Raw genomic sequence first — 19,008 nt, 5'->3', positions numbered from 1 at the left:
CCGAGAGGGAGCGCGGTGTTGCGGCGGTGGCTCGACCAGGACGTGATCGCGCAGGGCCGGTTGCCGCTGCTGTGCTTCCTGCTCGGCTTCATCGTCGGGTTCGTGATCATCCGGGTCAGCGTCCGGATGATCCGGGCCAAGGTGCGCTGGTGGCCGGGGAACATCAGGGCGGGCGACACCCACATCCACCACATGGTGTTCGGCGTGGTGCTGGTGCTGGCCTCCGGGATCGGCATGGTGGCCACCACCGAGACCTCGAGCCGCTCCACCGCGGCCCTGCTCGCCGCCGCCTTCGGGGTGGGCGCGGCGCTGGTGCTGGACGAGTTCGCGCTGATCTTCTACCTGCGCGACGTGTACTGGGAGAAGCAGGGGCGCACCTCGGTGGACGCGGTGTTCGTCGCGATCGCCGTCACCGGGCTGCTGCTGCTCGGCTTCCACCCGCTGTGGCTGCTGGAGATCAACGACTTCCGCGCCGATCCCGGCATCGCCGTCCGGGTGGTCGTCGCGGTCTTCGCGCTGGTGAACCTGGTGCTCGCGGCGATCGTGATCGCCAAGGGCAAGATCTGGACCGGGCTCTTCGGCATGTTCTTCCTGCCGCTGCTCGTGGTCGGGGCGCTGCGGCTGAGCAGGCCGGGCGCGCCGTGGGCGCGCTGGCGCTACGCGGACCGGCGGCGCAGGCTGATGGCCCGCGCCGTCGTGCGCGAGCGGCGCTACCGGCGCCCGGTCATCCGGGCCAAGATCTTCGTGCAGGACCTGGTGGCCGGGAAGCCCGACGTCGACCACGTGCGCACCGCGGCCGAGGAGGAGCTGGCCCGCAAGGTGGTGCCCGCGCCCGCCGCGCAGCACCGGCACCTCCAGCCGAGCGAGCCCGCGGGGAAGAGCTGATCGGCCCCGATTTCAGCGCGGACCAGCTCGTCTGGCACACTGTTCGGGTTGCCCCGGGCCGTTTCCCGGCTCCGGCATCCCTTGTACCGAGCACGAACCGGCCGAGCACGCCAGTGCCGCCAGGGTCCTCTGTTCCACCATGAACCGTTAAGGACGAAAATGAACACCCTTGACTTCGTCGACGAGAAGTCGCTGCGCAGCGACGTCCCGGCCTTCCGCCCGGGCGATACGCTGAACGTGCACGTGAAGGTCATCGAGGGCTCCAAGGAGCGCATCCAGGTCTTCAAGGGCGTCGTGATCCGCCGTCAGGGCGGCGGCATCCGGGAGACCTTCACCGTGCGCAAGGTGTCGTTCGGTGTCGGCGTGGAGCGCACCTTCCCGGTGCACAGCCCCAACATCGACCACCTCGACGTGGTCACCCGCGGCGATGTCCGCCGGGCCAAGCTGTACTACCTGCGCGACCTGCGCGGCAAGGCCGCCAAGATCAAGGAGAAGCGCTGAGCTTCCCCGCCGGGGCGCGCTCGCGCGCTCCGCGCTGAAATCTCCTTCGGCCCGGCACCCGATTCGTTCGCGGTGCCGGGCCGAAGTGTGTGCGGCCGGCTCGCGGGCGACGGCTACTCTGTTCGGCGTGGCAGACGAAAGCGGGTCGGTGGGCGTGTCCGGAGCGGGCGAGGGCAGGTCGGGGGCGGGTGGCCGGGCGTCGCGGCGCAAGCAACAGCAGCGCAAGCAGCGGCCGTTCTGGCAGGAGCTGCCGGTCCTGATCGTCATCGCGGCCGTGATCGCCGCGCTCATGGTCTCCTTCGTGGGGCGCCCGTACGTCATCCCGTCGCAGTCGATGGATCCAACGCTGGCCATCGGCGACCGCATCTACGTGCAGAAGATCAGCTACTTCACCTCCGATCCGGAGCCGGGCGACGTCGTCGTCTTCGTCGGCCCGCCGAGCTGGAACACCAGCTACCGGTCGATCCGCTCGGACAACGCGGTTGTGCGCGGCGTGCAGAACTTCTTCTCCTGGTTCGGGCTGGTCCCGCCGGACGAGAACGACCTGGTGAAGCGGGTGATCGCGGTCGGCGGCCAGACCGTGCAGTGCTGCGACGCGCAGGGCAGGGTCACCGTGGACGGCAAGCCGCTGGCCGAGCCGTACGTCAAGGACGACTTCCCGTGGCGCCAGGGCCAGGCCAACGCCGTCTACCCGGCCGGCCGGGTGTTCGGGCCGGTCACCGTGCCGGAGGGGCACCTGTGGGTGATGGGCGACAACCGCAACGAGTCGGCGGATTCGCGCGCGCACGTCGGCGACGAGCTGCAGGGCACGGTGCCGGTCGACAATGTGCGCGGCAAGACCGTCTTCAAGATCTGGCCGCCCGGCCGGATGGGGCCGGTGCGCGCGGAGGATCCGCAGGCGGAGTGAGCCGGCCGGCCGAAATGTCGGTGGCCGCAGCATAATCGACATGGTGCAGAGTTCAGTGATCCGATCCGGGAAGTGGCCGCCGCGCGTCGTCATGCGTCCGGCAGGCGGGCTGCGCACGCTGGAGGCCGCGCTGATCCGCAGCGGCCTCGGCCCGGTGGCCGGCGTCGACGAGGCGGGACGCGGCCCCTGCGCGGGCCCGCTCGTGGTCGCCGCCTGCCTGCTCCCGCCGAAGGCCTACGACCGGCTGGCCGGCCTCGACGACTCCAAGAAGCTCACCGAGGCCGCCCGCGACGAGCTGTACCCGGTGATCACCCGGCTCGCGCTGAGCTGGACGGTGGTCACCGTGCCCGCCTGGGAGGTGGACGCCATCGGCATCCACGTCGCCAATATCGAGGGCATGCGCCGGGCCGTCGCCGGGCTGGCGCACACCCCGGGGTACGTGCTCACCGACGGGTTCCGGGTGCCTGGCATCACGGTGCCCTCGCTGCCGGTGATCGGCGGCGACGCGGCCGCCGCCTGCATCGCCGCCGCCAGCATCCTGGCCAAGGTCACCCGCGATCGGATCATGACCGGGCTGGACGGCCGCTTCCCCGGCTACGGCTTCGCCGCGCACAAGGGCTACAACACCCCCGAGCACCTCGAGGCGCTACGGCGCCTCGGGCCGTGCAGCGAACACCGGCGGAGCTGGAAGAACGTGCGCGAACTCGGCGAAGCGCCGCCCCCGGTGGCCGCGGAGGGCCTCCGGATGGCTGCCGCGCCCGCGCATGCGCGATGATTACCCCCGACGACGCACTGCGGCGAGAAGGAGGACGTCCCACCCGATGAGTGCCGAGGACCTCGAGAAGTACGAAACCGAGATGGAGCTCTCGCTGTACCGCGAGTACAAGGACATCGTCGGTCAGTTCTCGTACGTGGTGGAGACGGAGCGGCGCTTCTACCTGGCCAATTCGGTCGAGCTACGGCCGCAGAACGCCGATGGCGAGGTGTACTTCGAGGTGCGGATGAGCGACGCCTGGGTCTGGGACATGTACCGTCCCGCGCGCTTCGTCAAACACGTCCGCGTGATCACGTTCAAGGACGTGAACATCGAGGAGCTGGAGAAACCCGACCTGCGGCTGCCCGAGTAGCGCGCGGTTGTCCACAGGGGCGCGCTGATCCACAGGGAATCTGTTTCCCCAGGTCGGCGCGGCGGGAAGGGGCGGCGGTCACGTCAGGCTTGCCGGCGTGACCAACGAAACTCTGGCAGGTGACAGTCCGCTCTCCCCGCACTCGCTCGCGGCCATCGCGGCCGCGGTGCCGCGCCCGGCCAACGGCGCGGATCGCCGCACCCTCGGCGCGTACGGCGAGGAACTCGCCGCCCGCTACCTGGAAACCGCGGGCATGGAGATCGTCGCCCGCAACTGGCGCTGCCGCTACGGCGAGCTCGACCTCATCGTCCGCACGCCGGAGCTCACCGCCTTCGTCGAGGTGAAGACCCGCACCGGGCTCGGCTTCGGCGTCCCCGCCGAGGCGGTCACCTTCGCCAAGCGGCAGCGCATCCGGCGGCTGGCCCTGCTCTGGCTGGCCGAGCAGGAGCGGCCGTGGCGGCGGCTCCGCTTCGACGTGGTTTCGGTGCTGCTGCAGCGCGGCCACCAGCCCGTCGTCGACCACCTGCAGTCGGTGTTCTGATGGCACTCGGACGCGCGCACTCCGTCGCCGTCGCCGGGGTCGACGGGCAGCTGGTCGAGGTGGAGGCCGATATCGGCCAGGGGCTGCCCTCGGTGCACCTGGTCGGGCTGCCCGACGCGGCGCTGCAGGAATCCCGCGACCGCATCCGCGCCGCGGTCGTCAACTCCGGCGAGAAGTGGCCGGACGGCCGCGTCATCCTGGCGCTCTCCCCGGCCACCCTGCCCAAGCTCGGCAGCGTCTACGACTTGGCGCTCGCCATCGCGGTGCTGCACGCGGGCGGCAGCATCCCCGGCGACCGGCTCGCGAAAACCGTGCTGCTCGGCGAGCTCGCCCTGGACGGCCGGGTGCGCCCCGTGCGCGGCATCCTGCCCGCCGTGCTCGCGGCCCGGATGGCCGGGGTACCGACGGTGGTGGTGCCCCAGCCCGCCCTCGGCGAAGCCGGGCTCGTCGACGGCATCGAGGTCCTCGGCGCCCCCGACCTGCGCACCCTGCTCGCCTGGCTGCGCGGCGACGGCGTGCTCGCCGAACCCGACGGCACCCGCCCCGGCCAGGTGTTCGCCGGCGGCGATCTGGGCGAGGTGACCGGCCAGCAGGAGGCGAGGCACGCCCTCGAGGTGGCCGCGGCGGGCGGGCACCACCTGCTGCTCACCGGGCCGCCCGGCATCGGCAAGACCATGCTGGCCCAGCGCCTCCCGAGCCTGCTGCCCCCGCTCACCGACTCCGAGGCGCTCGAGGTCACCGCCATCCACTCGCTGGCGGGCGACCTCGCCGGCGATCGGCCGCTGCTCACCACCCCGCCGTTCGTCGCACCGCACCACTCGACCTCCGTGACCGCCATGATCGGCGGCGGCTCCGGCATGGCGCGCCCCGGCGCGGTCTCGCGGGCACATCGCGGGGTGCTCTTCCTCGACGAGTGCGCCGAGGTCAGCGGACGGGTGCTGGAGTCGCTGCGGCTCCCGCTCGAGGAGGGCGAGATCAGGGTGGCCCGGCGCGACGGCGTCGCGCGCTACCCCGCCCGGTTCCAGCTGGTCCTCGCCGCCAACCCGTGCCCGTGCGCCCCGGCGCGGGATGTCGACTGCCGGTGCACGCCCGCCGCGCGCAGGCGCTACCTCGGCAAACTCTCCGGCCCGCTGATCGACCGCATCGACCTCTGGGTCCGGATGAACGGCGAGCAGAGCGCCCCCTTCGGCGCCGGGCCCGCGGAGTCCAGCGCGGAGGTCAGGGCACGGGTCGTCGAGGCCCGCGAGCGCGCGGCCGCGCGCTGGCGCGCCGACGGGTGGTCGACCAACGCCGAGGTGCCCGGCCACGTGCTGCGCCGCCGTTCGGCGCTGCCCGCCGAGACGCTGGCCCCGGTGCAGCGGGCGATGCGAGTGGGCCGGGTCTCGGCGCGCGGCGCCGACCGCGCGCTCCGGGTCGCGTGGACGCTGTGCGATCTGCGCCGCAGCGACAGGCCCACCGAGCACGACGTCCTCGCCGCGCTGCGCTTCCGGCAGTGGGGCACGGCGTGAGTACCCCCGAGGAGCGGATGCTCGCCTGGGTCTACCTCTCCCGGGTCGTCCTCGGCCCGTGCGCCCCGCTCGCCGCGCTCATCGACGCCGTCGGCGTCATCGAGGCGGCGCGGGCCGTGCGGGAACGCGACCTGCCCGACGCGCTGCGCGGCCCGACCGAGGCCCGCCGGGCTACCGACCGGGTCGCTGACGACCTCGCCGCGATCGTCCGGCTCGGCGGTCGCGTGGTGACGCCCGACGACCCCGAATGGCCCGCCTGGCGCATGCTCGGACTCACCCGGCTGGTCGACGACCCCGACGGCTCGGCGCCGCTCGCGCTGTGGGTGCGCGGCGCGGCGTCGCTGACCGCGTGCACCGAGCGGGCCGTCGCCGTGGTCGGCACCCGCTGCGCCAGCGGCTACGGCGCGCACGCCACCAGCGAGCTGGCCGGCGATCTCGCGGCGCGCGGCTGGACCGTCGTCTCCGGCGCGGCCTACGGCATCGACGCGATCGCGCACCGCGCCGCGCTCGCCGTCGGCGGCACCACCGTCGCCGTCCTCGGCTGCGGCATCGACCGTCCCTACCCGCTGCAGCACGACCGCCTGCTCGCCGAGATCGCGGAGACCGGGCTGGTCGTCAGCGAATACCCGCCGGGCATCACCGCCCACCGCCACCACTTCCTCGCCCGCAACCGCCTGATCGCCGGTCTCGCCGACGCCGTCCTCGTCACCGAGGCGGGAGTCCGCAGCGGTGCCCGCAACACGGTGAAGTGGGGTCGCCGCCTCGGCAGGCCGACCCTCGCCGTCCCCGGGCCGATCACCTCGGCCCTCTCGGTCGGCTGTCACCGCATGATCCGCGAAGGGGAAGCCGTCCTCGTCACCGATGTGGAGGAGGTGATGAGCGAAGCCGGCCCCCTGCGCCTCGACGATGTCGGGTCGCAGGGCTCCGGCCGGCGCCGAACGCAGCGCAACTGAGTGGCCCGCAGTCTCGTCGGGGGGTCCGCGGGACACCGCACCCGCTCCCCGCCGCGCACCCGCGAGCAGTGGCGGTTGCGCGGCGGGGACAGTGTGGTCTTCGGCGCCACCCGCCTGCGCCACCCGCACGCGCGGCACGCCTGCGCCCCCCGCACGCGCGGCACGCCTGCGCCCCCCGCACGCGCGGCACGCCTGCGCCGCACGCCCGCGCCGCACGCACGCGCCACACGCGCGGCACGCCGGCGCCCATTCCCGCCGTGCGCCCGCGAGTAGTGGGGGTCGTGCGGCTGGGCGGCGCGGGTTCTTGCGGACGCGCGAGTGACACGCCACGGTAGGGGGATGGAGGCTCTGCCCGACGATCTGTGCGCGCTGTTGGCCGAGTACGAGCGGCACCTTTCGCTGGGGCGCAATCGCTCCGCGCACACCGTGCGGGCGTACGTGGGGGACGCGCGGTCGCTGCTCGCGCACCTGGTGGCTCGGGCCGCGGATTCCGCCGTGCGGGAGCTGGATCTGGCGCTGCTCAGATCCTGGCTCGCGGAGCAGTCGTCGTCGGGGGTCGCGCGAACCACGATGGCGCGCCGAGCATCATCGGCCCGGACGTTCACCGCGTGGCTCACAGCCACGGGACGGCTCACCGCCGACCCGGGACTGCGGCTCGCCTCCCCGAAGCGGCCGCGCACCCTGCCCGCGGTGCTGAACACCGAGCACGCCGCCGCCGCGATGGACGCCGCCGAATCGGGGGCGGCGCAACGCGATCCGATGGCGCTGCGCGATCGGCTGATCGTGGAGCTGCTCTACGCCACCGGCATCCGGGTCGGCGAACTGTGCGGGCTCGACATCGACGACCTCGACCGCGAACGCCGCGTGCTCCGTGTGCTCGGCAAGGGGAACAAGGAGCGGTCCGCCCCCTTCGGCAAGCCCGCCGACGCCGCGCTGGACGACTGGCTGCGCTTCGGGCGCCCCGCCCTCGCGGTCCCGTCCTCCGGGCGGGCACTGCTGCTGGGGCGGCGCGGAAAGCGGCTGGACCAGCGGCAGGCTCGGACCGTTGTGCACGAGGTGGTCTCCGCCATCCCCGGCGCACCGGACGTCGCACCGCACGGACTGCGACACTCCGCCGCGACCCATCTGCTCGAAGGAGGCGCGGATCTGCGGGTGGTGCAGGAGTTGCTCGGCCACACCAGCCTGGCGACCACGCAGCTCTACACCCACGTGTCGATCGAGCGGCTGCGCAAGGTGCACGATCAGGCGCATCCGCGGGCATGAGCGCGTTCCACGCACCGCGGCAAGATTGCGCGATAGCGTCCGGGCGTCCGGGCGTCCGGGCGTCCGGGCGTCCGGGCGATGAAGGGAGTGCGGTGGACGAGGTCGAGAACGAGCCGGGACCGGGAGTCGACTACCGGTTCACCCTCGCCAACGAGCGCACGTTCCTGGCCTGGATCCGCACTTCGCTCGGCCTACTCGCGGGCGGCGTCGCCGTGCACACCCTGGTCCAGCCGTTCCTGGTGACCGGATTCCGGCGAGCGATCGCGGTCAGTTGCGTCGCGCTCGCCGTCGTGCTGGCAGTGGGCGCGCTGCTGCGCTGGCGCCGGGTCACGCGGGCGATGCACGCAGGCCGGGCACTGCCGGAGACGGTGATGGTGCCGATCCTGGCGTTCGGCATCGCCTTCATCTCCCTCATCGCCGCCATCGCGGTGCTGGTCGAATGAACGACGCCGCGGGCGAGGGCGATACCGGGCTGGCGATCGAGCGCACGGTACTGGCGTGGCGGCGAACAGCGATCGGCGCGGCCGCCCTCGCGCTCCTGCTCGCGAATGCGGCCCTGCACCGGGGCTGGGCGCCGGCGGCGGTCGTGCCCTGCGCGGCGGCGGTCGCCATGGGCGTACTGGCGGTCGCCGGATTCCGCCGGGGTCGAGACCTCCGGCGCGGCCGGTTCGGCGGGGCCGCTCGATCGATCGCGCTCGCGACCGGTGTGGTCGCCGTGGTCGGCTGCCTGGCTGTGCTGATCACACTGATCGCTCCGGCTCGATAGTCCGGCTGCGCTGTTTCCCGGCGGTGTGGCTCTGCGGCACCTCGGTCGGGCGGAGCGCACGGCGTGCGCGGCGAGGGTTAGTGGCTGCGGCCCTACTTCCACCCGACCGGGGTGCGCCGAAGCGTCGCCAGGTAGGCCGCGGCCGCGGTGCGCTGGGCGAGGCGGCCGACGGGGCCGGCGAGGCGGGTGTACCAGGCGGCGGGGCGGGAGAAGGCGGTGACGATGCCGTAGACGGTGTCGGTGGGGCGGTCGTATTCGACGGCGAAGAGTTCTTCGCCGGATTCCGGGTGGCCGGGGAGGGTGCCGTAGGCGAAGCCGCGGCGGTCGCCCTCGTCGAGGACGTAGACGACGCGGCAGGGGGCGGGGATGCCGAGGGGGCCGACGCCGAGGCGGACGATGACGAGGCTGCCCGGCTGCGCGGCGGGGGTGTCGGCGCTGCGGAAGATGCCGAGGCCGCGCTGCATGCGGTAGGCGAGCACGGCGTCGCCGAGGCGGCGGAACTCGTCCTCGCCCTTGGCGATGGCGCGGCGCACCTCGAGGTGGTCGTAGCCGGCGGGGAGCGGGCCACGGGTGGCGCCGACATCGGGGTAGGTGAAGGGAGAGTCGGGCATGGGGCGATCATGCCCGCCCGCCGCGGGTGCGGGAAGGGTTCACGGCGCTACCAGGGGTTTCAGCCGCAGGGGGGCGAGGCGGAGGAGTCCGAGTGGGTCGACGTACTGCGGCCGGTTGCGGATCGTCGGGTCGCGGCGGGCGCCCCAGTGCAGGCAGACGGGAACTGGGCAGCCCTCGTGGCCGGTGGTGAGGGTGCCGATGGGGGAGCCGCGGGTGATCCTGGCGCCGGCGGCGACGTCGGCCTCGACCGGCTCGTAGGTGGTGCGGAGGCCACCTTCGTGCCGGAGCGAGACCACCGGTTTGCCCGCCACGGTGCCAGCGAAGACCACGATGCCGTCGCCGGGGGCAAGCACCGGGCCGCCCGGCACCCCGCCGAGGTCGACGCCGCGGTGACCGGGCAGCCAGTCGTGCGCCGGGTTGTCGAAACGGCGCAGGACCACGGGCCGCGGCCGTAGTGGCCAGTCGAAGCGTGGCTCGGTGGTGAGCGTGCCCGGCCTCCCGGCGGCAGCGGCATCGGCACGCGCGGCAGCGCTCGGAACGGCACCGGCAGGTGCGGTGGGTGGAGATGTGCCGGGCGGCGCGGCACCGGCGACGGGTGCTGCCGCGAGGGCTACGACCACGGAGAACAGCAGGGTTCGGGCGGTGGAGGAAGGCATGGAACCGAGCCTGCCGAAACCGCCCGACCCCCGCGAGACCCCACCGCGCGACTGTGGACAACCCGCTACCTGGGGATAAACCACCGGGGGCGATTTCTTCCCGGACGTTCCCCGACGTAGACTGGCCGAGCGGTCCGTGCATCGCACCGACCGACTTCGCGCGCCATCGTGCCCGTCGCCTCGGCGCTGTTCGAACAGAGCTTCCTCTTCGCAGGTTGATCGCTCGCCTCGATCGGTGTCCGTCGAAGACGGGGAATCGTCGGCTGGTCCCGCCCTCACCGGCGGGCCGGCGATTCGATGACGCCAGGGCAGCGGGTCACCGACCCGTTGCGGCAACCGGCAACGAAAGTGAGATACGAGGGCTATGGCTGTCGTAACCATGAAGCAGCTGCTCGACAGCGGCGCACACTTCGGACACCAGACCCGGCGCTGGAATCCGAAGATGAAGCGGTTCATCTTCACCGACCGCAACGGCATCTACATCATCGACCTGCAGCAGACGCTGACCTACATCGACAAGGCGTACGAGTTCGTCAAGGAGACGGTCGCCCACGGCGGCACCGTGCTCTTCGTCGGTACCAAGAAGCAGGCGCAGGAATCGATCGCGGCCGAGGCCACCCGCGTGGGCATGCCCTACGTGAACCAGCGCTGGCTCGGCGGCATGCTGACCAACTTCTCCACCGTGCACAAGCGTCTGCAGCGCCTCAAGGAGCTCGAGGCGATGGAGCAGACCGGTGGCTTCGAGGGTCGCACCAAGAAGGAAATCCTCATGCTCACGCGTGAGATGAACAAGCTGGACCGGACCCTCGGTGGTATCCGCGACATGGCGAAGGTGCCGTCGGCCATCTGGGTCGTCGACACCAACAAGGAGCACATCGCCGTCGGCGAGGCGCGCAAGCTGAACATCCCGGTCATCGCGATCCTGGATACCAACTGCGATCCCGACCTGGTCGATTACCCGATCCCGGGCAACGACGACGCGATCCGCTCCGCCGCGCTGCTGACCAAGGTCGTCGCCTCCGCGGTCGCGGAGGGTGTGCAGGCGCGGGCCGGTGGCTCCGCGAGTGACGACAAGCCCGAGGCGGGCGCGGGCGAGCCGCTGGCCGAGTGGGAGCAGGAGCTGCTCGCGCAGGCCGCCCCCGCCGCCGAGGCGGAGGCTGCTCCGGCGGAGGCCGCTCCGGCCGAGGCCGTGGCGGAGGCCCCCGCCGAGGCACCGGTCGAGACTCCGGCCGAGGCTCCCGCCGAGGCCTGATCGACCGGTTCGTTACCTGCTGTTCCAGCGGTGGTCACGGCGCACTGCCACCGTGACCACCGCTGACCGGTATTCACACCCTTTCTCGAAGGAGGCTCGCCACCGATGGCGAACTACACCGCTGCCGACGTGAAGCGGCTCCGCGAGCTCACCGGCTCCGGAATGATGGACTGCAAGAACGCCCTGGTCGAGACCGAGGGCGATTTCGACAAGGCCGTCGAGCTGCTCCGGATCAAGGGCGCCAAGGACGTGGGCAAGCGTGCCGAGCGCACCACCGCCGAGGGCCTGGTCGCCGCCAAGGGCGGCGTCCTGATCGAGATCAACTCGGAGACCGACTTCGTCGCGAAGAACGCCGAGTTCCAGGCGCTGGCCGACAAGATCGTCTCCGCGGCCGCCGCGGCCAAGCCCGCCGACCTGGAGGCGCTGAAGGCGGTGGACCTGGGCGACGGCGAGACCGCCGACAGTGCGCTGCAGGCGCTCGCCGCCAAGATCGGCGAGAAGCTGGAGCTGCGCCGGGTCGTCGCGCTGGACGGCCCGGTCGCCACCTACCTGCACAAGCGGGCCTCGGATCTGCCGCCCGCCGTCGGCGTGCTGATCGAGTACAAGGGCGAGGGCGACACCGCCGCCGAGGCCGCGCGCGCCGCCGCCATGCAGGTGGCCGCGCTCAAGGCCAAGTACGTGACCCGCGACGAGGTCCCGGCCGATCTGGTGGAGAACGAGCGCCGCATCGCCGAGCAGACCGCGCGCGAGGAGGGCAAGCCGGAGGCGGCGCTGCCCAAGATCACCGAGGGCCGCGTGAACGGCTTCTTCAAGGACGTGGTGCTGCTCGAGCAGGCCTCCGTCACCGATTCGAAGAAGACCGTCAAGGCGCTGCTGGACGACGCCGGCGTCACCGTGACCCGGTTCGCCCGGTTCGAGGTCGGCGCCAACTGACCCCGCCGCACCAGGCACCCGAAGGCCCCCCGGTGTTCACCGGGGGGCCTTCGGCGTCCCGCGCGGGGCATGAGGCAGGATAGGGGCATCCGTGTGTCGCCCTCCCCGCTCGAGCGGGTACGTCGGCGCGCCCGGAGCGCCCGCAGCCAGTACGTTCCGGCCCGCCGGAACCAGCTCCAAAGGAGATCAGCACCGATGACGGACCCCGGGATCGCTCGCCGAGGCTACGACCGGGTGCTGCTCAAATTGGGCGGCGAGATGTTCGGCGGCGGCCGGGTCGGGCTCGACCCGGACGTGGTGCTGACCGTCGCGGAGCAGATCGCGGAGGTCGTCGCCACCGGCGTGCAGGTCGCCGTGGTGATCGGCGGCGGCAACTTCTTCCGCGGCGCCGAGCTCGAGGAGCGCGGCATGGAGCGCGCCCGCTCGGACTACATGGGCATGCTCGGCACCGTGATGAACAGCCTTGCGCTGCAGGACTTCCTGCAGAAGCAGGGGGTGGACACCCGGGTGCAGACCGCGATCACCATGGGGCAGGTCGCCGAGCCCTACCTGCCGCTGCGCGCCAAGCGGCACCTGGAGAAGGGCCGGGTGGTGATCTTCGGCGCCGGGATGGGCATGCCGTACTTCTCCACCGACACGACGGCGGCGCAGCGCGCGCTGGAGATCGGCGCCGACGTGGTGCTCATGGCGAAGGCGGTGGACGGGGTCTTCAGCGCCGATCCGCGGCTGGATGCCGACGCCGTGCTGTACACCGAGATCACGCACCGGGAAGTCATCGAGCGCGGGCTCAAGGTCGCCGACGCGACGGCCTTCAGCCTGTGTATGGACAACCAGATGCCGATGCTGGTGTTCAATCTTCTGATCGAGGGCAATATCGCCCGGGCCGTTGCCGGTGAGAAGATCGGCACATTGGTCAGGTCCTGAGACCGCGACCCCGCGCGGCACTCGCCCGCGGAACCGGAATGACGATGCTGTGGAGGAAACGGTCGTGATTGAAGAAGCGCTCTTCGACGCCGAGGAGAAGATGGAGAAGGCCGTCTCGGTGGCGAAGGACGATCTCGGCAGCATCCGCACCGGGCGTGCCAACCCCGGCATGTTCAACCGGATCGTCGTCGACTACTACGGCAGCCTGACGCCGATCACCCAGATGTCGAGCATCACGGTGCCGGAGCCGCGCATGGTCGTGATCAAGCCCTACGAGAAGGGTCAGATGGGTCCGATCGAGACCGCCATCCGCAACTCCGATCTCGGTGTCAACCCCACCAACAACGGGGACATCATCCGCATCTCCATCCCGCAGCTGACCGAGGAGCGCCGCCGCGAGCTGGCGAAGCAGGCCAGGGGCAAGGGGGAGGACGCGAAGGTCGCCATCCGCAATGTCCGGCGCAAGGCGATGGACGAACTCGGCCGCATCCAGAAGGATGGCGAGGCGGGCGAGGACGAGGTGGGCCGGGCCGAGAAGGAACTGGACAAGGCCACCGCCAGGTACGTGGCCCAGGTCGATGATCTGGTCAAGCACAAGGAAGCCGAACTGCTCGAGGTCTGAGATCCGATCGCGGGTCCGCCACGGGGTCGGGGAACGAACGGGAACGATGAGTTGAGCGACGGGACGATCGTGGTCGAGAAAGCCGCTGCGGCCGAGGAGCCGACGCCGCCGGGCACAGAACCTCCGCCTGCCGGGGCGGTCTTCGCGCCGACCCCGGCTGCCGCGCCGCCGGAGCCCGCTCCGGCGGCGGCGCGCAGCTCGCGGGCGGGCCGGAACCTACCGGCGGCGCTCGGCGTCGGGCTCGGGCTCGGGCTCTCGCTGATCGCCATTCTGCTCTTCGTCCCGAAGGTCTTCATCCTGGTCGCGGGCACCGCGATCGGCATCGCGACCTGGGAGGTGGCGAAGCGGCTGCGCGAGGCCGACGTCCTGGTGCCGCGCGTCCCGCTCATCGTGGGCGGGCAGGCGGTGTTCTGGCTCGGCTGGCCGTTCGGCGCGAACGGGGTCGCGGGCGCCTTCGCCGGCACGGTGCTGGTCTGCATGGTGTGGCGGCTGTTCGATCACGGCCTGAGCGTCGCCCCGCGAAACTTCCTGCGGGACACGGCGATCACCGTCTTCACGCTCTCCTGGATCCCGCTGCTCGCCTCGTTCTCGGTGCTGCTGCTGCTGGAGCCGGACGGCAACCTGCGGGTGCTCACCTTCATGATCCTGGTGGTGTGCTCGGATGTCGGCGGCTACGTCGCGGGCGTGCTGTTCGGGCGGCACCCGATGGTGCCGTCGATCAGCCCGAAGAAGTCCTGGGAGGGGTTCGGCGGCTCGCTGCTCTTCTCGGTGATCGGCGGCCTGCTCACGGTGACGCTGCTGCTGGAGGCCAACTCCATGATCGGCGTCGTGCTCGGCGTCGGGCTGGTCACCGTCGCCACCATCGGCGACCTGATCGAATCGCAGATCAAGCGGGAACTCGGGATCAAGGACATGGGCACGCTGCTGCCCGGGCACGGCGGCATCATGGACCGGCTGGACTCCATGCTGCCGTCGGCGTTCGTCGCCTGGCTGGTGCTCTCCGCGCTGCTGTAGCGGGTCAGCGCGGGTGCTTCGCCAAGCGGCGCAGCTGCAGGATGCGGAGCCCGCCGACCAGCGACATCAGCAGCGCCCCGATGATCACGCTGAGCAGCACGGTGACGCCGAGCGGCAGGGTGAAGTCCCAGAAGAAGAGGCTCACCGGCACCTGGTCCAGGTTCTGCAGGATGAAGATCAGCAGCACGATGAGGATGACGGCGCCCGCGACGAGGCCGCTCCAGGCGTAGCCGGTCTTCGAGGAGACCGAGACCTTCTTGCGCTGCACCGGCGCGGAGACTTCACGAGGTTGCGTGCCCGTGGCGTCGCCGAGCGGATCGGCGGTCGCCTCGGACAGCGGATTCGGCTCGGGTGCCGGCGTAGTGGTCATGGCGCATGGATACCCGCTACCAGCGCGATTACGCGCGGATGGGACACTGGCAGAACTATGGTCGCCTCCCTTCCGCTCGTTTTCGATGCCCCGCGCCGCGGGATGCCGCGCACGCATCTCGCCGATCTCGACGCGGAGGGCAGGCGCGCCGCCGTGGCCGAACTCGGGCTGCCCAAGTTTCGGGCCGACCAGATCGCCAGGCAGTACTACGCCCGGCTGCAGGCCGACCCGAGCCAGATGACCGACCTGCCGGCCCCGATGCGCGAGCGGGTCGCCGAAGCGCTCTTCCCGCCGCTGCTGAGCGTGGTCAAACACGTCGCCTGCGACGACGGCAGCACCCGCAAGACGCTCTGGCGCGCGGGCGACGGCACGCTGGTGGAGAGCGTGCTCATGCGCTACCCCGACCGCAACACGCTCTGCATCTCCAGCCAGGCAGGCTGCGGCATGGCCTGCCCCTTCTGCGCCACCGGCCAGGGCGGGCTGGACCGCAACCTCTCCACCGCCGAGATCGTCGACCAGGTGCGCGCCGCCGCGGCCGCGCTGCGCGACGGCGACGTGGCGGGCGGCCAGGGGCGGCTCTCCAACATCGTCTTCATGGGGATGGGCGAGCCGCTGGCCAACTACAAGCGGGTGGTCGCCGCGGTCCGCCGGATCACCGCGCCCGCGCCGGACGGGTTCGGCATCTCGCAGCGCAATGTCGTCGTCTCCACGGTCGGGCTGGCCCCCGCCATCCGCAAGCTGGCCGACGAGGGGCTCTCGGTGACGCTGGCCGTCTCGCTGCACACCCCCGACGACGAGCTGCGCGACACCCTGGTTCCGGTGAACAACCGCTGGCCGGTCGCGGAGGTGCTGGAGGCCGCGCGCTACTACGCCGACACCACCGGCCGCCGGATCTCGATCGAGTACGCGCTCATCCGGGACGTGAACGACCAGCCGTGGCGCGCGGACCTGCTCGGCAAGAAGCTGCACAGGGCGCTCGGCTCGCGCGTGCACGTCAACCTGATCCCGCTCAACCCGACCCCGGGCAGCGAGTGGGACGCCAGCCCGAAGCCGGTGGAGCGGGAGTTCGTGCGCCGGGTGAACGAGCAGGGCGTGCCGTGCACGGTGCGCGACACCCGCGGCCAGGAGATCGCGGCCGCCTGCGGGCAGCTGGCCGCGGAGAACTAGTAGTTCTTCTGCGGGCGGTTGCTCGCCGCCCGCTTGCGCTCGCGCTCCTCGTCGATCCTGGTGGCCTCGGCCTCGACGGTGCGCAGGTTCTCGCGCTCGCGCAGCAGCCACGCGGGCGGGTCGGCGAGCAGCGCCTCGATCTCGGTGGCGGTGAGGTGGTCGGAGACCTCGGCGCGGGCCAGCCCGCTGTTGCTGACGCCGAGCTTGCGGGCGACGACGTCGCGCGGGAACGGGCCGGTGCGGCGCAGCTCGCGCAGCCACTCCGGCGGATCCTCGCGCAGCGCGGTCAGCTCCTCGCGGGTGATCGGGTGCGTGCGGAACTCCTCCGGCGCGGCGGGCAGGTAGATGCCCAGCTTGGCGGCGGCCGTGAGCGGTTTCATGGTCTGCGGGTTCGGCACGCCGAGCATCCTATCCGCCGGGGCGGTGCACTACTGTCACCCGGGTGAGCAGCCCCGATTCGATCGACCCCGAGCGGCTGCGGCAGTTCGTCGCGGTCGCCGACGAACTGCACTTCGCGCGCGCCGCGCGGGCGCTCGGCATCGCCAGGCAGCGGCTCAGCCGCACGGTGATCGAGCTGGAGCAGGAGCTGGGGGAGCGGCTCTTCGTGCCGGGTGCGCAGCCGACCGAGCTGACCGCGGCGGGGGCGGCGCTCCGGGAACAGGCGCGGGCGGTGCTCGCGCATACCGCGCAGCCGGTCGCCGAGCCCGAGGCCGCGGCGCTGCGGGTCGGGTTCGCGCCCGGGGTGACGGTGTCGAAGTGGGAGCGGATCTGGGCCGAGCGGTTCCCCGAGGTCCCGCTGACCACGGTGCCGCTGGCGCAGGCCGAGCAGGAGCGGGCGCTGCGTGCGGGGGAGGTCGACATGTGTTTCGTCCGGCTGCCGGTGGATCGGGACGGGCTGAGCGTGATTTCGCTGTACCGGGAGCTGGCGGTCGCCGTGGTGCCGAAAGAGCATCCGGTGGCGGCGTACGACGAGATCGCCGAGGCGGATCTGGCCGGTTGGCAGCGGCACGACGGGGACGATATCGACGGCGCGGCGGGAATCCTGGAGTTGGTGGCCGCCGGGGTCGGCGTCGCGGTGCTGCCGCACTCCATCGCGCGGCTGCACGCCAGGCGCGACCTGGTCTACCGGACCGTCACCGACCTGCCCGGCACCGAGGTGGCGCTGGCCTGGCCGAGCGCGGCGACCACCGAGCCGGTCGAGGAGTTCGTCGGTGTGGTGCGCGGCCGGACCGCGCGCAGCACCCGCTCGCCATCGGCCCGCGCCGAGCCGGCGAAGACAGCCCGCACGCCGTCGGCCCGGGCCGAGCCCGCGAAGTCGAATCGCGCGCAGCCGAAGAAAGCCGCGGCCAAGCGCGGCGCCCCGCGCGCATCCGCGCCGAAGCAGGGCCGCCGCCGCACCCGCTGAGCGCGGCGCTCCAGCCGGGAACTACCTGGGCCGACGCCGGAGGATCGCGTCGTAGACGAACAGGCCCGCGATGGAGAGCGCGAAACCGACCAGGAAGATGTCCTCGACCCTGCCGTTGTGGTTTCCGATGATCATGGCGAGCAGGGCGAGCGCGACGAACCAGCCCGCGATGCGGAAGGTCTTCGGCGATTCCCCGCTCCAGCCCCAGGCGGCCGATGGCACGTCGGCGGTGTCGACGCGGTGCACGACCGCGCGCTCGCTGTCGGCGGGTTCGAGTTCCGTGGCGGCCACGATCGCTCCTTCTGGCGGGGATACGGCTACTGCCCGATATCGTGACATACGACCGCATGTCGTAGCCAGCAGGGCTGCCACAATGGGGCGGTGTCCGACATCGTGAGAGTCCTGCTGCTGGGCAGCACCGGATCCATCGGAACCCAGGCGCTGGAGGTGATCGCCGCCAACCCCGACCGGTTCGAGGTGGTCGGGCTCGCCGCCCGCGGCGGGAACCCCGAGCTGCTGGCCGCGCAGATGGCCGCGACCGGGACCCGCAATGTCGCGGTGGCCGATCCGCGCGCGGCGCACGAGCTCGACCTGGAGCTGGCGGGCCCCGCCGCGGCGACCGAGCTGGTCCGCCGCACCGAGGCCGACGTGGTGCTGAACGCGCTGGTCGGCTCGCTCGGCCTGGAGCCGACGCTGGCGACGCTGGAATCCGGCACCCGGCTCGCGCTGGCGAACAAGGAGTCGCTGGTCGCGGGCGGTTCGCTGGTGACCCGCGCGGCCGCGCCCGGGCAGATCGTCCCGGTCGACTCCGAGCACTCGGCGCTCGCCCAGTGCCTGCGCGGCGGCCGCGCCGACGAGGTGGACCGGCTGGTGCTCACCGCCTCCGGCGGGCCGTTCCGCGGCTGGACCACCGAGATGCTGGAGGACGTCAACCCGGCCGAGGCCAAGGCGCACCCGACCTGGGCCATGGGGTTGATGAACACGCTGAACTCGGCCTCGCTGGTGAACAAGGGGCTGGAGCTGATCGAGACGCACCTGCTCTTCGGCATCCCGTACGACCGGATCGACGTCACCGTGCACCCGCAGTCCATCGTGCACTCCATGGTCACCTTCACCGACGGCTCGACGCTCGCGCAGGCCAGCCCGCCGGACATGAAGCTGCCGATCGCGCTCGCGCTCGGCTGGCCGGACCGGATCCCCGGTGCCGCCGCCGCCTGCGACTTCGGCACCGCCGCCACCTGGACCTTCGAGCCGGTGGACGACGCGGTCTTCCCCGCGGTCGAGCTGGCCCGCCGGGCGGGCACGCTCGGCGGCAGTGTCACGGCGGTCTACAACGCCGCCAACGAGGTCGCGGTGCAGGCCTTCCTGGACGGCGCGATCCGCTTCCCGGAGATCGTGCGGATCGTCACCGAGGCGGTCGATGGCGCGGACGAGTGGCGGGCCGAGCCGGGCTCGCTGGCCGAGGTGCTTGCCGCCGACGGGTGGGCGCGCTCCTTCGCCGCCGCCGCGGTGCGCGGGCGATCGGCCTGATCGCCCGGGCTGGTACGGTCCCGCACCGCTACTGTTGACCACAGGCGTCCGGCGCCGGGGGTCGGAATTCGC

The 19,008-nt window shown here is 72.2% G+C and carries 24 protein-coding genes; 19 read left to right on the top strand and 5 right to left on the bottom strand.

Annotated features, from left to right (window positions below; genetic code table 11):
- Positions 1-18: 18 nt before the first annotated feature.
- The 11 genes from ACFUJ1_RS06630 to ACFUJ1_RS06580 all read left to right on the top strand — a co-directional run bounded on the left by ACFUJ1_RS06630 (position 19) and on the right by ACFUJ1_RS06580 (position 8,451).
- Positions 19-885 carry a hypothetical protein gene (locus ACFUJ1_RS06630; protein ID WP_378643768.1) on the top strand — a complete coding sequence of 289 codons (867 nt, stop codon included), beginning with the start codon at positions 19-21 and terminating at the stop codon, positions 883-885.
- Positions 886-1,044: 159 nt separating this feature from the next.
- Positions 1,045-1,386, top strand: coding sequence for a 50S ribosomal protein L19 (rplS, locus tag ACFUJ1_RS06625; protein WP_378643311.1), 342 nt, complete (start codon positions 1,045-1,047; stop codon positions 1,384-1,386).
- Between the two features lie 127 nt (positions 1,387-1,513).
- Positions 1,514-2,293, top strand: coding sequence for a signal peptidase I (gene lepB, locus ACFUJ1_RS06620; RefSeq protein WP_378643309.1), 780 nt, complete (start codon positions 1,514-1,516; stop codon positions 2,291-2,293).
- Between the two features lie 40 nt (positions 2,294-2,333).
- Positions 2,334-3,068, top strand: a complete 735-nt coding sequence (locus tag ACFUJ1_RS06615; protein ID WP_378643307.1) for a ribonuclease HII — start codon at positions 2,334-2,336, stop codon at positions 3,066-3,068.
- Positions 3,069-3,114: 46 nt separating this feature from the next.
- Positions 3,115-3,420 carry a DUF2469 domain-containing protein gene (locus ACFUJ1_RS06610; protein ID WP_011210678.1) on the top strand — a complete coding sequence of 102 codons (306 nt, stop codon included), beginning with the start codon at positions 3,115-3,117 and terminating at the stop codon, positions 3,418-3,420.
- 166 nt (positions 3,421-3,586) lie between these two features.
- Positions 3,587-3,961, top strand: a complete 375-nt coding sequence (locus ACFUJ1_RS06605; protein WP_378643766.1) for a YraN family protein — start codon at positions 3,587-3,589, stop codon at positions 3,959-3,961.
- Positions 3,961-5,469 carry a YifB family Mg chelatase-like AAA ATPase gene (locus ACFUJ1_RS06600; protein ID WP_378643305.1) on the top strand — a complete coding sequence of 503 codons (1,509 nt, stop codon included), beginning with the start codon at positions 3,961-3,963 and terminating at the stop codon, positions 5,467-5,469. Before ACFUJ1_RS06605 ends, ACFUJ1_RS06600 begins: the two co-directional genes overlap by 1 nt.
- Positions 5,466-6,422, top strand: a complete 957-nt coding sequence (dprA, locus tag ACFUJ1_RS06595) for a DNA-processing protein DprA (protein WP_378643303.1) — start codon at positions 5,466-5,468, stop codon at positions 6,420-6,422. The genes ACFUJ1_RS06600 and dprA overlap by 4 nt, the downstream gene beginning before the upstream one ends.
- 339 nt (positions 6,423-6,761) lie before the next feature.
- Complete coding sequence (locus ACFUJ1_RS06590) at positions 6,762-7,685, top strand: tyrosine recombinase XerC (protein WP_378643301.1); 924 nt, start codon at positions 6,762-6,764, stop codon at positions 7,683-7,685.
- A gap of 92 nt (positions 7,686-7,777) precedes the next feature.
- Entirely contained in the window at positions 7,778-8,128 is a 351-nt protein-coding gene (locus ACFUJ1_RS06585) for a YidH family protein (protein ID WP_378643300.1), read from the top strand.
- A complete protein-coding gene (locus ACFUJ1_RS06580) occupies positions 8,125-8,451 on the top strand; it encodes a DUF202 domain-containing protein (RefSeq protein WP_378643298.1) in 327 nt (108 codons plus the stop codon). Before ACFUJ1_RS06585 ends, ACFUJ1_RS06580 begins: the two co-directional genes overlap by 4 nt.
- 92 nt (positions 8,452-8,543) lie before the next feature.
- Here ACFUJ1_RS06580 and ACFUJ1_RS06575 read toward each other — a convergent pair whose 3' ends face one another.
- A complete protein-coding gene (locus ACFUJ1_RS06575) occupies positions 8,544-9,062 on the bottom strand; it encodes a DUF1990 family protein (protein ID WP_378643296.1) in 519 nt (172 codons plus the stop codon).
- A gap of 39 nt (positions 9,063-9,101) precedes the next feature.
- Entirely contained in the window at positions 9,102-9,719 is a 618-nt protein-coding gene (locus ACFUJ1_RS06570; protein WP_378643294.1) for a M23 family metallopeptidase, read from the bottom strand.
- A gap of 364 nt (positions 9,720-10,083) precedes the next feature.
- Here ACFUJ1_RS06570 and rpsB point away from each other — a divergent pair, with 364 nt between their 5' ends.
- The 5 genes from rpsB (at position 10,084) to ACFUJ1_RS06545 (ending at position 14,464) form a co-directional block, all read left to right on the top strand.
- Positions 10,084-10,971: a 30S ribosomal protein S2 gene (gene rpsB, locus ACFUJ1_RS06565; RefSeq protein ID WP_378643292.1), complete on the top strand. Its 888-nt coding sequence runs from the start codon at positions 10,084-10,086 to the stop codon at positions 10,969-10,971.
- Between the two features lie 105 nt (positions 10,972-11,076).
- Complete coding sequence (gene tsf, locus ACFUJ1_RS06560; RefSeq protein WP_378643290.1) at positions 11,077-11,904, top strand: translation elongation factor Ts; 828 nt, start codon at positions 11,077-11,079, stop codon at positions 11,902-11,904.
- A gap of 195 nt (positions 11,905-12,099) precedes the next feature.
- Positions 12,100-12,828, top strand: a complete 729-nt coding sequence (gene pyrH, locus ACFUJ1_RS06555; protein WP_378643288.1) for a UMP kinase — start codon at positions 12,100-12,102, stop codon at positions 12,826-12,828.
- 64 nt (positions 12,829-12,892) lie between these two features.
- Positions 12,893-13,450 (top strand): ribosome recycling factor, encoded by a 558-nt coding sequence (gene frr, locus ACFUJ1_RS06550; protein ID WP_378643286.1) that lies wholly within the window; start codon positions 12,893-12,895, stop codon positions 13,448-13,450.
- A 51-nt stretch (positions 13,451-13,501) separates the two neighbouring features.
- The gene (locus ACFUJ1_RS06545) at positions 13,502-14,464 is read left to right on the top strand and encodes a phosphatidate cytidylyltransferase (RefSeq protein ID WP_378643284.1); all 963 of its coding nucleotides are present in this window, start codon (positions 13,502-13,504) and stop codon (positions 14,462-14,464) included.
- Positions 14,465-14,468: 4 nt separating this feature from the next.
- Here ACFUJ1_RS06545 and ACFUJ1_RS06540 read toward each other — a convergent pair whose 3' ends face one another.
- Positions 14,469-14,834: a lipopolysaccharide assembly LapA domain-containing protein gene (locus tag ACFUJ1_RS06540; RefSeq protein ID WP_378610900.1), complete on the bottom strand. Its 366-nt coding sequence runs from the start codon at positions 14,832-14,834 to the stop codon at positions 14,469-14,471.
- A 57-nt stretch (positions 14,835-14,891) separates the two neighbouring features.
- Between ACFUJ1_RS06540 and rlmN the strand changes: the two genes are divergently transcribed.
- Entirely contained in the window at positions 14,892-16,001 is a 1,110-nt protein-coding gene (gene rlmN, locus ACFUJ1_RS06535; protein ID WP_378643282.1) for a 23S rRNA (adenine(2503)-C(2))-methyltransferase RlmN, read from the top strand.
- Here rlmN and ACFUJ1_RS06530 read toward each other — a convergent pair.
- A complete protein-coding gene (locus ACFUJ1_RS06530) occupies positions 15,998-16,408 on the bottom strand; it encodes a DUF5997 family protein (RefSeq protein ID WP_378643279.1) in 411 nt (136 codons plus the stop codon). The two genes, rlmN and ACFUJ1_RS06530, sit on opposite strands and share 4 nt — an antisense overlap.
- A 35-nt stretch (positions 16,409-16,443) precedes the next feature.
- On the opposite strand from ACFUJ1_RS06530, the gene ACFUJ1_RS06525 reads away from it, so the two are divergent.
- Positions 16,444-17,406, top strand: coding sequence for a LysR family transcriptional regulator (locus ACFUJ1_RS06525; protein WP_378643277.1), 963 nt, complete (start codon positions 16,444-16,446; stop codon positions 17,404-17,406).
- A gap of 21 nt (positions 17,407-17,427) precedes the next feature.
- Here ACFUJ1_RS06525 and ACFUJ1_RS06520 read toward each other — a convergent pair whose 3' ends face one another.
- Positions 17,428-17,697 (bottom strand): DUF2631 domain-containing protein, encoded by a 270-nt coding sequence (locus ACFUJ1_RS06520; RefSeq protein WP_378643275.1) that lies wholly within the window; start codon positions 17,695-17,697, stop codon positions 17,428-17,430.
- 90 nt (positions 17,698-17,787) lie between these two features.
- Between ACFUJ1_RS06520 and dxr the strand changes: the two genes are divergently transcribed.
- Positions 17,788-18,936 carry a 1-deoxy-D-xylulose-5-phosphate reductoisomerase gene (gene dxr / locus ACFUJ1_RS06515; protein WP_378643273.1) on the top strand — a complete coding sequence of 383 codons (1,149 nt, stop codon included), beginning with the start codon at positions 17,788-17,790 and terminating at the stop codon, positions 18,934-18,936.
- Positions 18,937-19,008 lie beyond the last annotated feature (72 nt).

The sequence above is a fragment of the Nocardia sp. NPDC057227 genome (assembly GCF_042669725.1).
In the GTDB taxonomy this organism is placed as follows: Bacteria; Actinomycetota; Actinomycetes; order Mycobacteriales; family Mycobacteriaceae; genus Nocardia; species Nocardia asteroides_A.
The sequence above is the reverse complement of the archived record's forward strand: the minus strand, read 5'-3'. Positions and strand labels throughout refer to the sequence as shown.